Annotated in this window: 17 protein-coding genes; 7 read left to right on the top strand and 10 right to left on the bottom strand. The window is 71.5% G+C overall.

Going from position 1 to position 15,108, the window contains the following annotated elements; genetic code table 11:
• Positions 1-343: 343 nt before the first annotated feature.
• From ACIQM0_RS30605 to ACIQM0_RS30595, 3 genes are all read left to right on the top strand, one after another.
• Positions 344-1,708, top strand: a complete 1,365-nt coding sequence (locus ACIQM0_RS30605; RefSeq protein ID WP_401292777.1) for an MFS transporter — start codon at positions 344-346, stop codon at positions 1,706-1,708.
• On the top strand, positions 1,647-2,891 hold the full coding sequence (locus tag ACIQM0_RS30600) for an acetyl-CoA carboxylase biotin carboxylase subunit family protein (protein WP_401292774.1): 1,245 nt from the start codon (positions 1,647-1,649) through the stop codon (positions 2,889-2,891). The genes ACIQM0_RS30605 and ACIQM0_RS30600 overlap by 62 nt, the downstream gene beginning before the upstream one ends.
• Positions 2,892-3,143: 252 nt before the next feature.
• The gene (locus ACIQM0_RS30595; protein ID WP_401292772.1) at positions 3,144-3,467 is read left to right on the top strand and encodes a BTAD domain-containing putative transcriptional regulator; all 324 of its coding nucleotides are present in this window, start codon (positions 3,144-3,146) and stop codon (positions 3,465-3,467) included.
• On the opposite strand, the gene ACIQM0_RS30590 is transcribed toward ACIQM0_RS30595, so the two are convergent.
• Positions 3,449-3,874, bottom strand: coding sequence for an NADPH-dependent FMN reductase (locus tag ACIQM0_RS30590; protein WP_401292769.1), 426 nt, complete (start codon positions 3,872-3,874; stop codon positions 3,449-3,451). The two genes, ACIQM0_RS30595 and ACIQM0_RS30590, sit on opposite strands and share 19 nt — an antisense overlap.
• A gap of 113 nt (positions 3,875-3,987) precedes the next feature.
• On the bottom strand, positions 3,988-4,725 hold the full coding sequence (locus ACIQM0_RS30585) for a DeoR/GlpR family DNA-binding transcription regulator (protein ID WP_401292767.1): 738 nt from the start codon (positions 4,723-4,725) through the stop codon (positions 3,988-3,990).
• Here ACIQM0_RS30585 and ACIQM0_RS30580 point away from each other — a divergent pair.
• Complete coding sequence (locus ACIQM0_RS30580; protein ID WP_401292765.1) at positions 4,679-5,278, top strand: class II aldolase/adducin family protein; 600 nt, start codon at positions 4,679-4,681, stop codon at positions 5,276-5,278. The two genes, ACIQM0_RS30585 and ACIQM0_RS30580, sit on opposite strands and share 47 nt — an antisense overlap.
• A gap of 34 nt (positions 5,279-5,312) precedes the next feature.
• Here the strand turns inward: ACIQM0_RS30580 and thpR are convergent, their stop codons facing one another.
• Positions 5,313-5,903 carry an RNA 2',3'-cyclic phosphodiesterase gene (gene thpR / locus ACIQM0_RS30575; RefSeq protein ID WP_401292764.1) on the bottom strand — a complete coding sequence of 197 codons (591 nt, stop codon included), beginning with the start codon at positions 5,901-5,903 and terminating at the stop codon, positions 5,313-5,315.
• A 114-nt stretch (positions 5,904-6,017) separates the two neighbouring features.
• Here thpR and ACIQM0_RS30570 point away from each other — a divergent pair, with 114 nt between their 5' ends.
• Entirely contained in the window at positions 6,018-6,320 is a 303-nt protein-coding gene (locus ACIQM0_RS30570) for an ArsR/SmtB family transcription factor (protein WP_401292762.1), read from the top strand.
• Complete coding sequence (locus ACIQM0_RS30565; RefSeq protein WP_401292759.1) at positions 6,317-6,709, top strand: VOC family protein; 393 nt, start codon at positions 6,317-6,319, stop codon at positions 6,707-6,709. The genes ACIQM0_RS30570 and ACIQM0_RS30565 overlap by 4 nt, the downstream gene beginning before the upstream one ends.
• Positions 6,710-6,734: 25 nt before the next feature.
• Here ACIQM0_RS30565 and ACIQM0_RS30560 read toward each other — a convergent pair whose 3' ends face one another.
• The 7 genes from ACIQM0_RS30560 to ACIQM0_RS30530 form a co-directional block, all read right to left on the bottom strand.
• On the bottom strand, positions 6,735-7,289 hold the full coding sequence (locus tag ACIQM0_RS30560) for a GNAT family N-acetyltransferase (protein WP_401292757.1): 555 nt from the start codon (positions 7,287-7,289) through the stop codon (positions 6,735-6,737).
• Between the two features lie 74 nt (positions 7,290-7,363).
• A complete protein-coding gene (locus ACIQM0_RS30555; RefSeq protein WP_363020725.1) occupies positions 7,364-7,603 on the bottom strand; it encodes a LapA family protein in 240 nt (79 codons plus the stop codon).
• Between the two features lie 178 nt (positions 7,604-7,781).
• A complete protein-coding gene (locus tag ACIQM0_RS30550; protein WP_401292753.1) occupies positions 7,782-8,744 on the bottom strand; it encodes an LD-carboxypeptidase in 963 nt (320 codons plus the stop codon).
• Complete coding sequence (locus tag ACIQM0_RS30545; RefSeq protein WP_401292750.1) at positions 8,741-10,726, bottom strand: prolyl oligopeptidase family serine peptidase; 1,986 nt, start codon at positions 10,724-10,726, stop codon at positions 8,741-8,743. Before ACIQM0_RS30545 ends, ACIQM0_RS30550 begins: the two co-directional genes overlap by 4 nt.
• 20 nt (positions 10,727-10,746) lie before the next feature.
• Positions 10,747-12,090: a M20/M25/M40 family metallo-hydrolase gene (locus ACIQM0_RS30540; RefSeq protein WP_401292747.1), complete on the bottom strand. Its 1,344-nt coding sequence runs from the start codon at positions 12,088-12,090 to the stop codon at positions 10,747-10,749.
• Entirely contained in the window at positions 12,083-12,916 is an 834-nt protein-coding gene (locus ACIQM0_RS30535; RefSeq protein WP_363020729.1) for a M55 family metallopeptidase, read from the bottom strand. The genes ACIQM0_RS30540 and ACIQM0_RS30535 overlap by 8 nt, the downstream gene beginning before the upstream one ends.
• Positions 12,917-13,020: 104 nt before the next feature.
• Complete coding sequence (locus ACIQM0_RS30530; RefSeq protein ID WP_401292745.1) at positions 13,021-14,022, bottom strand: aldo/keto reductase; 1,002 nt, start codon at positions 14,020-14,022, stop codon at positions 13,021-13,023.
• A gap of 153 nt (positions 14,023-14,175) precedes the next feature.
• On the opposite strand from ACIQM0_RS30530, the gene ACIQM0_RS30525 reads away from it, so the two are divergent.
• The gene (locus ACIQM0_RS30525) at positions 14,176-15,066 is read left to right on the top strand and encodes a LysR family transcriptional regulator (protein ID WP_401292743.1); all 891 of its coding nucleotides are present in this window, start codon (positions 14,176-14,178) and stop codon (positions 15,064-15,066) included.
• The last annotated feature ends 42 nt before the right edge of the window (positions 15,067-15,108 follow it).

The raw sequence follows: 15,108 nt of genomic DNA, 5'->3' as shown, positions 1-15,108 counted from the left end.
CTTGGGGAAGATCGGGGCGAGCCGTATATTCTGGCACCGCCCCGCGAGCAGGGGGCATGAGTCAGCTGGTCTCGGACCGCGAGTCGGGGAGGTCCGCGATGAGGAACAGCAGCGCGTGGACGGGGAGTTCAGGGGGCAGCTTTTCACGGCGTCCGGGACGGGCGGGAAGCTCGTGCGGGCCGGGTCGAGGCCCGCGGTGACCGGGCTCGTGCGGATCAGGGTGCGCGGGGCCCGGCAGAGGCGGGACAGGGCCCGGATTTCCTGGCGTGCGGCCTCTTCTCCGACCGGTCATGAACATCGATAGCCCGTTCGTCGAACTTGGTGACATGAAACATGGGGGAGCATGAGCCACGAAGAGAGGGAGAGCACGACCGAGGCCCCCGGAGGGGAGAGGGAACTCGGCGGCGGCGATGCGGGAATACCGAAGCACGCCTACATGCCGGCCCCTCAGGTGGCACGTTTCGTGGCCGGTCGTGGACTGGCCGCGCTCGGCGACCAGTTCCTCCTGTTCGCCATTCCGCTGCTCGCCTTCAAATTGACGGGCAGCGCGTCGCAAACCGGCCTGATCTTCCTTGTCGAATGGCTTCCCCGGGTGATCTTCCTGCCCGTGGCCGGGGTGTTCGCGGACCGAATACGCAGCTACATCCTGTACATAGGCTCGGACATCGTCCGCTCCGGGCTGGCGCTGACCGCGTTCGCGCTGATGTTCCTGCTGCCCGACGGGAAGTTCCTCACGCTGTGCGTGCTGGCCGCCGGCATGTCAGTGGCCGGCGCGCAGTCGTACGTCGCCCTTGAGGCCACGCTCCCCCGGTTCGTTCCCATGGACCAGATGGTCCGGGCGCAGTCGATCATCCAGGGGACGGAACAGACCAGCGAGGTGGTGGGGCCCGTGCTCGCCGCGCTGCTCGCCGCCGCGCTGCCGACCACCAGCCTGCTCGCGGTGATCGGTGTGGTGTACGCGCTGACCACGCTCAACACCCTGTCCCTGCGCCGCTGGCTCCGGGTCGAGGCACTCGCCGGCAACACCGACGAACCCACCACGGTCCGTTCGGTGGCCACCGGCATCGGCGAGGGCGTGACGACCCTGCTCAAGCTGCCCGCGATCCTGGGCCTGGTCGGACTGACCATGACGGTCAACCTCATGGTCGGTGTCGGCATGGCCACCAGCGCAGCCACCACCGTGGGCGTCTTCCACCAACCGGACAAGTACTACGCGGCGTTGAGCGCCGGAGCCGGCATCGTCGGCATCCTGACCTTCTTCGTCGTCCCGGTCCTGATGAGGCGGCTGAATCCGTTCGCCGCCCTGATGACGTCCTACTCCCTGATCTGCCTGGGCGGCATCGGAGTCGGCCTGGCGAACACGTTCACCCAGTACGCGCTGAGCTACGCGCTCCTGCTCGGCATCGTCGGATTCTTCAACGTCGTCATACGCACGGAGCGCGTCAAGAGAATTCCGCGCGAGCACTTCGCGAAGACGATCGCCATCATCATTCTCCTGAATCAGCTGTCGCTGCCGGCAGCCGGACTCCTGGTGACCGTCTTCACCACGTCCTTCAGTCCCCAGAGCATTGCTCTGGGTTCCGTCATCGGCTCCGCCTGTGCCGTCGTCCTACTCATACCGCTTCTCGCCCGCCTGAGGAACTATCATGCGCATCCTGATCCTGCACCGAGTCACGGACAAAATGATCCGGCACGCGAACGGAATTGACCACGCGGCACACGACGTCACCTACGTCGGCCCCGCGGACCGGCTGGCCACTCTCCCGTCCGACCTCCGGTGCACGCTCATCGAGCGTCCCGACACCGGCGACCTCACGGAGGAGGTGCTGGCCGCCGTCGCCGGCCTCCCCGCCTTCGACATGGTGCTCGCGCTCTCCGAGTTCGACCTGATCGCCGGTGCCCGGGTGCGGGCGGCCCTCGGCGTGCCCGGCGACCGGGAGGAGGACATCAGGCCCTGGCGCGACAAGGTGGTCATGAAGTCCGCGGTCGCCGCGGCGGGTCTGCGGGTCCCCCGGTTCCTGTCCCTGACCGAAGCGCTCGACGCCGGGCCAGGTGGGCTCCCCTGGTCGGGCGAGACGGTGCTCAAGCCGCTGGACGGCGCGGCGAGTCTGAACGTCCACATCTACCCGACGGCGGACGCGGCCCTGGCTGCGGTCCGCGAGGCCGGGGTGCCCGAGGGCGCCGAGCAGGACGGCTTCGAGGTCGAGGAGTTCGTCACCGGACCCATCATCCACGTGGACGGCATGCTCATCGACGGCAAGCCCATGGCGATCCAGGCCAGCCGCTACGTCGGCACCTGCCTGGGATACGCGCAGGGAACGCCGCTCGGCTCGGTGCAGATCGAGCTGACCCCGGAGCTGAGCCGCTGGACCGCGGAGTGCCTCGCCGCCGTCTCCATCACCACCAGCCTCTTCCACCTCGAAGGCATCGAGACCCCGGACGGGCTGGTGTTCCTGGAGGTCGGCGCCCGCTTCGGCGGCGCCGACGTGGTGGACACCTTCGAGCTCGCCACCGGGGTGCATCTGCCCTCCCGTTACCTCCAGTTGGTCACCGGTGGCGCGGACGCCGAGAACCTGACCTGGTCCCAGGGCGACGGGTCCCGCTACGGCTGGTTCGTCTGGCCGAGCCACAAGCTCGGCGCCGAGTACTGCCGGATCGAGGGCGAAGCGGCGTTCCGCGAGAGCCCGCTCGTCCACCGGTGGAGCCAGCGGCCCGAGGACGAGCCGATCAAGACGGTGCTCAGCTACGCGGACACCGACATCCCCCTGGCCGGCGTCGTCGGCCCCGGCGACTCGGCCGAGCTCGACCGGTTCCTCAGTGACGCCTTCTCCGCCATCCGTGTCGAACCCTTCACGCCCGAGAAGGCCGCCGGAGCGGAGCCGGCGGGCTGACCGTACGGGCCGAGGCTCCGCCGGGCGGGTGGGCGTCGGGAACGGCGGGCCCAGGCGAGGAGGGCCGGGATCGCACGTTCCCCGTCCACCTGTCCGGCCGCGCGCACCGCGGCCGGCAGCGCACCGGCATCACTGCAGGCCAAGGTCTCCCAGCTGCGGCGTGCCCTGGAGGACGCAGAGGAGGTGTCCCGCGACCTGGTGGTGCACCGGCCGCCGGGGTACACACTCCGGGCCGAGAAGGAAGCCCTCGACATGCAGCGATTCCGTGCCCGTGCGGCACGCTCCCGCACGCTGGCCGAACCGCGGGCGAGGGCGGGGGCCCTCTCGGACGCGCTGGCGCTGTGGCGGTGTCCCGCGTTCACCGAATTCTCCGACGAGCCCTTCGTGCGGACGGTGATCGCGCAGCTGGAGGAGGAGCGGCTGACGACGGTCGAGGAGCACTTCGAGGCGCGGCTCGAACGGGGTGAGCACAGCCTCCTGGTGGGCGAGTTGACCGGTCTCACGACGGCGCATCCACTGCGGGAACGGCTGCGGATGGCGCACATGCGGGCGCTCTATCAGGCCGGTCGGGCGTGAAGGTGCCGGCCACCAGCAGGGAACCGCTGCGGCTGCCGGGCGAGACGGTGCTGCCGCTGCGGCCGCCGGAGTCGGCGGAGCCCGCCGAGCTGGAGAGGTCCAGCGCCGTGCGGCTCTTCGTCGTCGTACCAGCCGATCGCGTTCTTCAGCGACGCCGGATATCCGAAGCGGTATTCCTGCGTGACGACGGCGAACGCGTCGGCGGCGGCCAGCCACGGGGAGAGGTCGCGGACCGCCGAGGGCAGCGGAGCGGTGGGATCGGCCGCCATGAGGTCCGGCAGCCAGGCCGTGGCGAGATCGATGACATCGACCTCGAAGTCCTGGCGACGCAACGGGGCGCGAGCCCCGAGCCACTCGGCCGCGGCGAGACCGAACCGGTCCTCTCTGGCCGCGCCGACGAGGATCACCAGCCGTAACCGGTCGCGCGGATCGTCAGGGGCCGGGAACCGGGCGCGGCCGGCTGCGAACGGCGTCGCCGGGCCCGGCCGTTGACGTTCTCTCAGCGCTGTCCGGCGCTTCGTCAGGCGTTCACCAGGTGCAGTTCGGTTCCTGAGGCCCGCACGCCCTCGGCCGCCGCGTCGGCCAGGGCGCTGTCGGAGATGATCGTGTCGAAGGCGTTGAGGGGGGCCACACGGTACTTGCCGAAGGTTCCGAACTTCGAGGAGCCCGCCACGAGCACGGAACTGCCGGTGCACTCCATGGCCGCCTGTTTGACTTCGACCTTGGGCTCGGAGGGGATCGTCACGCCTCGGAGGAGATCCCATGAACTGGTGCTGATGAAGGCCATGTCGAGGGCGAGCTGCCGCAGGACGGTGGCGGCCAGCCGGCCCACGCTCGACCGGTTGGAGGGCTCCACCTGTCCGCCGACGTGGATGATGTCGAGGTGGGGCGCGGCCATCAGCGCGTCGACGGTCGTGAAGTCGTTGGTCACGACGGTCAGCGAGGTGTGGTGCACCAGGAGCGGGACCATGGCGAGCAGGGTCGTGCCCGCATCGAGGTAGACGGTCATCCCGTCCTGCACCAGTTCCGCGGCGCGCGCGGCCATGGCCTGCTTCTCGGGCTGCTCGATGAGGGTCTTGGCCTGGTGGCTCGGTTCGCTCTGCAGATGGCTGGCGATCCTGGCACCGCCCGGTACGGAGAAGACCAGTCCCTGACGCTCCAGTTCGGCGATGTCACGGCGCACGGTCATGTGCGAGACGCCCAGGAGCTGGGTGATCTGCTGCACGCTGAGCACTCCGTCGCGACGCAGGTGCTTCACCCCGTACGTCTACGTCACCCCCACCGGCACGGACCTGTCCCGGATCGACCCCGCCGGGCTCAGCGTCCTCGATCCGGCCGGGGCCCATCTCGACGGACCGAAGCCCTCCAAGGAATTCCCGCTGCACACGGCGCTCTACCGCCGCGATCCGGCCGCCCGCGCCGTGGTCCACCTGCACTCCCGGCACGCAACCGCGGCCTCCTGCCTGCCCGCCTGGAGCGAGCACAGCGCGATACCGCCGCTGACCCCGTACTTCGTCATGCGGGTGGGCCAGACGCCGCTCCTCCCCTACGCCGCGCCGGGCGACAGCGGGCAGGCGGAGCGGATGGAGGCCCTCCCGTTCCCCTTCCGGGCGGCTCTGCTGCAGAACCACGGGCCCGTCGTCGCCGGCCACTCCGTCTCCGCGGCCGTCGACGCCGCCGTGGAGCTGGAAGAGGTCTCCGCGCTGCTCCTCGCGCTCGGCGACCGCACTCCGCGGCTCCTCACACCCGAGGAGATCGCCCCGCTGGCCGCGAAATACGCCTCACCCTGGACGGGCGGCCCACCGGCCTGACACACGAGGCCCATCCTGGCCCGCCGAGGGTGCCTCAGGTCCGGTCCCCGCCGTCGAACGGCCATGCCTCGATGTCGCGGTAGCGGACCGGTCCCGGGCCGCCGCCGGTCGTGCCGCCGACCAGGTGCAGGCGTTCGGCCGGCCACGGGAGGCCGGTGAACCCGGCGAACACCGCGGCGATCTCGGCCACCGAGGACAGATCGCCACGGCGGGCACGGGCCAGCGTCAGATGGGGCCGCAGGGGCCGGTCCTCCAGGGCCACGCCACAGCTCCTGACGACGGCACGCACGTCGGCGGCGAGTGCGTGCAACGCGTCGAGTTCTCCGTCGATGCGGCTCCACAGCACCCGGTCGTCGAAGTTCCCGCCCTCACCCAGCGCCAGCCGCACCGGCCTGCGGGCCGCCGCGAGGGCGGCGAGCCGCGGAAGCAGCGGAGGGACGGCCGATACGGGGAGCTCACCGAGGAACGCCAGGGTGATGTGCCAGTCCTCGATGCGGTTCCACCGCATGTCCGGGTGCGTGGCGTACGCGGGGCGCAGCTCCCGGGCGAGCTCCTCCTTCGCCCGGTCGGGCGGGGCGAGCGCGATGAACAGGCGAAGGGTCGCGGGCCGGATCTGTTCGTTCACCCGGGAATTCGTACACCATCCGGACGGACGGGCGACGAGCGGGTGCCGGGGAGCCGCGTCCGCCGATGGCGCGCCCCCATAACAAGCAAGTGAGTACTTGCCTATCATGTGGGGGTGGCCGACGACCTCTTCAAAGCCCTGGCCGACCCCACCCGTCGCACCATCCTCGACGAGCTCACGGAGCAGTCCGGACAGACACTGTTCGAGATCTGTTCGCGGCTGAGCATGAGACACGGGCTCGGCATCTCGCGTCAGGGGGTCTCGCAGCACCTCGCCGTGCTGGAAGCCGCCGGGCTCGTGGAGACCAGGCGGGAGGGCCGTTACAAGTTCCACGAACTGCGCACGGCGCCGCTGCGGCAGATCACCGAGCGCTGGCTCGTGCCCGATACACCCGGACCGGAGAAGAGCACCTCATGAAGATCCATCTGACCAGCGTCTTCGTCGATGACCAGGACAAGGCCGAGCGCTTCTACACCGAGATCCTCGGCTTCGTGAAGAAGCACGACGTCCCGGTGGGCGAGACCGACCGGTGGCTGACCGTCGTCTCGCCCGAAGAGCCCGGCGGTACGGAACTCCTCCTGGAGCCCCTCGGCCACCCGGCCGCCAGGACCTACCGCGACGCGCTCGTCGAGGACGGGATCCCGCTCGCCCAGTTCGCCGTGGACGACGTGAAGGCCGAGTTCGAACGGCTGAGCGGTCTCGGCGTCCGCTTCGTCCAGGAGCCGCTGGAGACGGGCCCCGTCACCACCGCCGTCCTCGACGACACCTGCGGCAATCTGATCCAGCTCGCGACACAGCCGCGGTAGCCGCCCGGCCGGACCCGCGGCTGCGTCACCTCATGTCGGCGGTGATCGCCCAGCGCTCGTGGTCGCGCCAGCCTCCGTCGATGAAGAGGAAGTCCGGCGAGAAGCCCTCCAGCCGGAAGCCGGCCCGGCGCACCAGTGCGAGCGAGGCCTTGTTGCCCGGCTGGATGTTGGCTTCGAGGCGGTGCAGGCCGAGGGGCCCGAAGGCGTACCGCAGAACCAGGTCGAGCCCCTCGGCCATCAGCCCGCGCCCGGCCGCGTGGGCGAAGGCGCCGTATCCGAGGGCGCCGCAGCGGAAGCCGCCGATGACGATGTTGTTGATGTTGATGAAGCCGGCGACGGCACCGTCGGCCGCGCCCTCGCCGCCGTGCCGCTCGCACACGAGGAAGCCGGCTTTTGCCGGGTCCTCGATGAGTACGGTCGCGTACGCGGCGTACGTGTCCGGATCGGCGGGCGGGAACAGCCAGGGCCGGTGCAGTTCGCGGCTCTCCCGGGACCGTGCGGTGAACTCGTCGGCATCCGCGAGGGTGAAGGGGCGGATCGCCGTGCGCGACCCCTCGGCCAGGTAGGTGGTGTCGGACATCGGCCCAGCGTAAGTGCACTACGCCGGACCACGGGGCCGGCGCCGTCCGGGACGCCCGCGGGAGATCGCCGCTGCTACTTGGGCCGCCTGCGGAAGACGTAGGCGCCGCAGGCCATCCCGGCCACGAACATCACGATCAGCGCCACGTAGAGCGGCATGGTCACCAGCGGGATCAGGAGGCGGACCGTCACGTCGCCGGTGTTCTCCGCGATGAACACCACCGACAGGACCGCGATGACGAGGACCAGAATGCGGGCCGGGGTGAACGGCCCGGTGCCTCTCGTCCCGCCGCTCGACACATCTTTCGGGCTCATGAACCGGCCCCTTCCCTGCTCCTGGCGCGCGCCTCGCCCCCGGAGCACCAGGATGGCTCCGTCCGGGTGCCGGTGGGCGGTCCTGTACGCCCATCCGGGTGGCGGGGTGCGGCAGGCGCTCACCTCATCGGTTCGCCGTGCCGCCGCAGGTTCGGGCCGGGGAGCCCGCCCGCACCGCTCAGACCAGCGCCGGCACCTCGACCGTGAGGGTGGCGGGCCCGCCGTCCGCGGGTGCGTCCAGCACGGCCGGCACCCCGAGCGGAATCGTCAGCCCGGTGGAGCCGTGGCCGAAGCCGAGCTCCTCGACGACGGGGACACCGAGGCCGCCGAGCCGGTCGGCGAGCACCGCCCGCACCTTCGCGTACGGCCCGCAGCCCGTCCAGGAGCCGCAGGCCACCCCGGCGACGCCGTCGAGCGCCCCGGCCCGCAGCAGCTGGGTGAGGATGCGGTCGATGCCGTACGGGTCCTCGGTGGTGTCCTCGATGACCAGCAGCCCGCCGCGGGCCGACCGGCGGGCGTGCGGGGTGCCCAGATCGGCGGCCAGCAGGCTCACGCAGCCGCCGTAGGTGATCCCCCGGGCCCGGCCCGGCACGATGGCCGCCGCTCCGTCGAGCCCGAGTGTCCGTACCGTCCAGGGCTCGAACAGGGTGGCCCGCAGGGATTCCTGGGTGCGCGGGTCCTTGAGGAAGGTCTCGGTGCCGGCCATGGGGCCGTGCAGGGTGGCGAGCCCGGCCCGCAGGGCGAACGCCTCGTGGAGCACGGTGATGTCGCTGTATCCGACGAACACCTTGGGCCCGGCGGCCCGCATCGCCGCCCAGTCGAGCAGGTCGACCATGCGGTGCGCCCCGTACCCGCCCCGGGCGCAGATCACCGCGTCGACCGACGGGTCGCACCAGGCGTCCTGGAGATCCCGGGCACGCGCCCCGTCCGTACCGCCGAGGTGGTCCAGCTCGGGGTGCACGTCCAGGACGTGCGGCATCGTCACGGGGTCGAGGCCCCAGCCGCGCAGGACGTCGAGGCCGGGCTCCAGGCGGTCGACGGGCACCGGTCCGCTCGGGGAGACGACGGCGACCCTGGCGCCCGCGCGCAGCCGGGCCGGGCGGGTCAGCGGTACGAGGGGTGCGGAGGCCGCGAGGGTCACTTCCGCAGCTCCAGCCGCGGCACGTCGGTCCGCTCGATGCCGAAGGTCTGCGCGTAGAGGGAGAGTTCGGCCTCCAGCGCACTGATCATGGTGTCGGCGCGGCGGAAGCCGTGGCCCTCGCCCGGGTAGGTGAGGTAGGCGTGCGGGATGCCGCGCCCCTCCACGGCGACGAGGAAGCGTTCGCACTGCACGGGCGGGCAGATCGGGTCGTCCTCGCCCTGGAGCAGCAGGAACGGCGTGGTGAGCCGGTCGGTGCGGGTGATCGGCGACCGTTCGCGGTAGCGGTCGGGGACCTCGGCGAGCGGGCCCACCAGCGACTCCAGGTACTGCGACTCGAAGTCGTGGGTCTCCCCCGTGCCCCAGCCGGTCAGGTCGAGGATGGGATAGATGATGGTTCCGCAGGCGTAGACGTCGGTGCCGGTCAGCGAGGCGGCGGTGGTCCACCCGCCGGCGCTGCCGCCGCGGACGGCGAGCCGGTGCGGGTCCGCGGTGCCCTCTGCGGCGAGTGCCCCGGCGACGGCCGCGCAGTCCTCCACGTCGACGACGCCCCACTGTTCGCGCAGGCGGTTGCGGTAGGCCCGTCCGTAACCGGTCGAGCCGCCGTAGTTGACCTCGGCCACGCCGATGCCGCGCGAGGTGAAGTAGGCGATCTCGAGGTCGAGGACGAGGGCCGCGTGGCCGGTGGGGCCGCCGTGCGCCCATACGACGTAGGGCGGCAGCTCGTCGGCCGGGCCGGTCCGGTCGGGGCTGTGCGGCGGGTAGATGTGGGCGTGGATCTCCCGGCCGCCCGGACCGGCGAAGGTGCGGTCCGCGGGCCGGGGGTAGTACGCGGGGTCGACGGCGTCCTCGTGCGGTGCCCCGATGATCCGGGTGTGCCCGGTCGAGGTGTCCAGCTCGACGATCTCGTACGCGCTGCGCGGGCTCGCGGCGATGCCGATGACCCGGCTGTCCTGCACGGCGAGCGTTCCCGCCCAGTCGGTCCAGGGTCCGGCGATGTCGACGAGGCTGCCGGTCTCCGGGTCGAGGATGCCGAGCGTGGTGGACCCCTTGCCGTGCAGGGTGGCGATCAGCCCGTTCTCCAGCGGCCGGAACCAGCTGAGGCCGATCTTCCACAGCGGTCCGGCGAACTCCTCCTCCCTGGGGCAGAGTTGCACCGCGTTGCCGTCCGGACCCGCGCGGTACAGGTTCCACCACCCGCTGCGGTCACTGGCGAGGAGCAGCGTTCCGTCCGCGGCCCACTGGATCTGGGGTACCGATTCCTCCGGACCGCCCAGGAGGGTCCGGGGGGCGTGGAACGTACCGTCGTCGCCGATGTCCGCGACGATCACCTCGGTGCCGTCCCACGGCATCCGCGGGTGGTCCCAGGCGATCCAGGCCGCCTGCTGTCCGTCGGGCGAGAGCTCGGGCCCGGTGACGAACCGGTGCCGGGCGTCGGAGAGTTCGCGTACCGCCGGCCTGTCGTCGGCCGCCGAGCCGTCGAGCGGCACGGCGGCGATCAGCCTGCGCAGTTCGCCCGGTCCCTCGCCGGTGAACTCCTCCAGGACGCACCAGACCTCGCCCGAGGCGCCCCGGTCCGGGTGCAGTCGCGGATCGACCCAGCGCAGTCCGCCGCCGACCGGCGAGACGGGGGTGAGCGGCCGGGGTTCGCCGGGTCCGTCCGGCTCGTAGGCGTACAGCCGCTGGTCGTCGAAGTGGACGAAGACGATCAGCGGGCCGCCCTCGGCGCGTTCCGTGCCGGTCCAGGGCCGTCCGCCGTACTCGATGACGCGGCTGCGGACGTTCCAGGGGGCGGGCAGCTCCGCGGTGGTCCCGTCGGCCAGGCGTCGCACGAGGGCGCGCCGGCCTGCCTGGGCCGGGCGCGGCTCCGTCCACCACAGTTCGTCACCGACGGCTTCGACGTACTCCGGCCGGCCGTCCCGCGAGGCGGCCGTCGCGGCGTCGATCGGTGACGGCCAGCTTCCGTAGGCCCCTGTGGTTGCCATGTTCGATTCCCCCGAGTGGGTCAGGCGGTGCGGAGATAGTGGTCCAGGACCCGGACGCCGAAGTGCAGCGCCTCGACGGGGACACGTTCGTCCACGCCGTGGAAGAGGGCCTGGTAGTCGAAGCCGACGGGCAGCTTCAGCGGTGAGAAGCCGTAGCCGGTGATGCCGAGCCGGGAGAACTGCTTGGCGTCGGTACCGCCGGACATGGAGTACGGCACCACGTGGCCGTCCGGGTCGAACCGCTCGACGGCGGCCCGGAGCCTGGCGTACGTGGGTGAGTCGACCGGGGCTTCCAGGGCGATCTCGCGGTGATGGAACTCCCAGTCGACCGAGGGGCCGGTCAGCCGGTCCATGGTGGCGTGGAACTCGTCCTCGCCACCGGGCACCATCCGGCCGTCGATGAACGCGGTGGCGTGGCCGGGGATCACGTTGACCTTGTAACCGGCGTCCAGCATCGTCGGGTTGGCGCTGTTGCGGACGGTCGGCTCGACGAGGGCCGCGGCCGGTCCGATCTTGCCGAGGAGTTCGTCCACGTCGAAGCCGGGGGCGTCGAGGTCGGGGTGGATGCCGTGCAGTGCGGCGATCTCGGTGAGCGCGGCGCGGACCGTCGGGGTGAGGCGTACCGGCCATTCGTGTGCGCCGATACGGGCGACGGCGGCGGCCAGCGCGCTGACCGCGTTGGCCTTGTTGACCTTGGAGCCGTGCCCCGCTTTGCCGTGTGAGGTGAGCTTGAGCCATCCGGTGCCGCGTTCGCCCGCCGCGATGGGGTAGAGCGGCATGTTCGGTCCGGCGTGGAAGGTGAAGGCGCCCGATTCGCTGATGCCCTCCGTACAGCCCTCGAAGAGTCCGGCGTGCTGATCGGCCAGGAAGCCCGAGCCGTCGTCGGCGCTGGCCTCCTCGTCGGCGGTGTACGCGATGACGATGTCGCGGCGGGGCCGGATGCCGGCCCTGGCCCAGAACCGGACGACGGCGAGGACCATCGCGTCCATGTTCTTCATGTCGATGGCGCCGCGGCCCCAGACGACCCCGTCGCGGATCTCGCCGGAGAAGGGGTGCACGGTCCAGTCGTCGGCCTCAGCGGGCACCACGTCCAGGTGCCCGTGGACCAGGAGCGCTTCGGCGGACGGGTCGGTGCCCGCGATCCGGGCGACCACGTTGGTACGGCCGGGGGTGCGCTCCAGGAGCACGGGGTCGAGTCCGGCACCGGCCAGCCGCTCCGCGACGTACTCGGCCGCCGGGCGTTCGCGGCAGTCGCCGCCGCCCCGGTTGGTGGTGTCGATCCGGATGAGTTCGGAGGTGAACGTCACCGATTCGTCGAGCGCGAGGTCATCGACGCTGTTCTTGGGGTTGGTCACCTCAGCCATACTGTTCCTCCACGGCGGAAGACACGATGGTCGTCACCGCCTTGAACGTGCGGATACCTTCGTACATCGTCTCGCTCGTGTAGGCGACACGCCTCTCGCCGGAGGCCGCCACGCCGGGTACGACCGTGGCCGCCGCGGCCAGGTGCTCGGCGTCGAACTCCAGCTCCACGGTGAACGGTCCGCCGTCGACCGCCGGGTACCGCCCGGCGAGCGCCGTCGCCTCCTTGGCCGCCGCACGGATATCGGCGGCGGTACGGGCGGGGGTGCGGCAGACCGCGGCGTACCGCGAGACGTAGTCCTTGACCGCGACCGTACGGGCGTCGGGGGCGTACCCCCGCGCGTCCACACAGGTCAGGTCGTCCCCGGTGACGAGGACCACGGGGACGCCGTACTCGGCGGCGACGTGCGCGTTGAGCAGCCCCTCGCTGGCCCTGACCCCGTTCAGCCACACCCCGGTGATGGAGTTGGCGAGATAGGTGTGGGCCAGGACCCCTTCCGTACCGGCACCCGTGTGGTAGCCGACGAAGGCGACCGCGTCGACGTCCCCGTGCTGGATGCCCTCCACCATGCTGAGCGACTTGTGCTTGCCGGTCAGCATCTGGACCCGGTCGTCGAGCCGCTCCAGCAGCAGGTTGCGCATGGTCCAGTGGGCCTCGTTGATGAGCACCTCGTCGGCGCCCCCGTCGTAGAACCCGAGGGCCGCGGCGTTGACGTCGGAGGTGAACAGGGAACGGCACCGTTCCCACTGCGGGGAGCCCGGCAGGACATCGGCCGGCCACGTCACACCGGTGGCGCCTTCCATGTCGGCGCTGACGAGGATCTTCATGCGGCCACACGGTACGCGTCGCGGAACGGGCAGGCCAGGGCTGTCCGGACCTCCAGTGGTCCACTCCACTGAAGGAGGTCCGGCGGAAGGCCCCGGAGCGGGCCTCAGCGGCGCCTGGCGCCCTTCAGGAGCTTCTCGATCCGGCTGAGTTCCTTGTCGCTGAACTCCAGGTTGCGGACCGCCTGGACGCTGTTCTCCAGCTGGGCGACGCTGCTCGCGCCGACGACGGCGGAGGTGACCCGGCCGCCGCGCAGCACCCAGGCCAGCGCCATCTGGGCCAGCGACTGACCGCGCTCGGAGGCCAGTTGGTCCAGCTCGCGGAGCGATCCGACCAGCTCCGGGGTGACCGAGTCGGCCGACAGGAACGGGCTGCTGCCCGCCGCCCGTGAACCCTCCGGGATGCCGCGGAGGTAGCGGTCGGAGAGGATGCCCTGCTCCAGCGGGGAGTACGCGATGGAGCCGGTGCCCAGCTCGTCGAGGGCGGTGAGCAGGCCGTCCTCGACCCAGCGGTCCAGCATCGAGTAGCGCGGCTGGTGGATGAGCAGCGGGGTGCCGAGGTCCTTCAGGATCCGGGCGGCCTCGCGGGTCTGCTCGGCCGAGTAGTTGGAGACACCCACGTAGAGCGCCTTGCCCTGCTGGACCGCCGAGTGGAGGGCGCCCATCGTCTCTTCGAGCGGGGTCTCGGGGTCGGGCCGGTGCGAGTAGAAGATGTCGACGTAGTCGAGCCCGAGACGGCCGAGGCTCTGGTCGAGCGAGGAGAGCAGGTTCTTGCGCGAGCCCCACTCCCCGTAGGGGCCGTCCCACATCAGGTAGCCGGCCTTGGTGGAGACGATGATCTCGTCCCGGTGCCGGGCGAAGTCCGTCCTCAGCGCGCGGCCCATCGCGCTCTCCGCGGAGCCGGGCGGCGGGCCGTAGTTGTTCGCCAGGTCGAAGTGGGTGATGCCGAGGTCGAACGCCCTGCGGAGGATCTGCCCCTGGGTCTCCGGCGTCCGGTCCCCGCCGAAGTTGTGCCACAGGCCGAGCGAGAGGGCCGGCAGCTTCAGCCCGCTGCGCCCGGTGCGCCGGTAGGGCATGTCCTGGTAGCGGTCGGCGGACGGGATGTACATGCGGGGCTCCACGGGAGAGGTCGTTCCGGTCCGCCGGGGACGGGCTGCTGTTCGGCTCCGCCCCGGCGAGCTTGCAGGGTCCAGGCTCGCCCACATCGATCCAGCAGTCCAACAGGAGATTCCGCTTGGATTCAGCGTCTATATTTCTCAATCATGGAGTTGCGCCAGCTGGAACACTTCGTCGCGGTCGCAGAGGAGCAGCACTTCACCCGGGCCGCCGAGCGCCTCGCGGTGTCGCAGTCCGGCCTCTCCGCCTCCGTCCGTGCGCTGGAGCAGGAGCTGCGGACCCCGCTGTTCAGCCGGACCACCCGCAGCGTGCGGCTGACCGAGGCGGGGCGCGCCCTGCTGGTGGAGGCCGAGCGCACGCTGGCGGGCGCGCGGGCGGCGAAGGACGCCGTCGACGCCGTACGGGGGCTGCTGCGCGGCACCCTGTCGGTGGGCGTCGAGCAGTGCGTGGCCGGGGTGAGCCTGCCGCGGCTGCTCGCCGCCTTCCACCGTGCGCACCCGCACATGGAGATCCGGCTCCGCCAGGAGGGGACGACGAGCCTGGTGGACGGGGTGGCGGGCGGGCGGCTCGACATCGCGTTCGCCGCCACGGTGAGCTCCGTGGAGTGGCGCGGCGAGCTGGTCCCGCTGGCCCGTGAGCCCATGGTCCTGCTGTGCGCCCCCGGTCACCGGCTGGCCGCGACGGAGCGGGTCGGGTGGGAGGAGCTGCCGGGTGAGCCGTTCATCGACTTCCATCCGGACTGGGGTCCGCGCCGGGCGGCCGACGAGGCGTTCGCGTCGGCGCGGGTGCGCCGCACGGTGGCGCTGGAGGTCAACGACGTGCACAGCCTGCTGGAGCTGGTGCAGGAGGGGCTCGGCATCGCGGTGGTGCCGCACCACTTCTCCCGCAAGCCCGAGGCGCGGGACCTGGTGACGGTCCGGCTCGACGGGGCGGTCCAGCCGTACTACGAGAGCGTCGTGGTGCTTCCGGACGCACGGTCCATGAGCCCCGGAGCTCGGGCGCTCATGACGCTGGTGCGGGAGGAGACGGGGCGCTGACGGTTTCCGGGGCGCGGCGGCTCAGGGACTGCCCGGCCGGCG

The sequence above is a fragment of the Streptomyces sp. NPDC091387 genome (assembly GCF_044756945.1).
Classification (GTDB): Bacteria; Actinomycetota; Actinomycetes; order Streptomycetales; family Streptomycetaceae; genus Streptomyces.
This window is presented reverse-complemented; position numbering and strand designations above follow the sequence as displayed.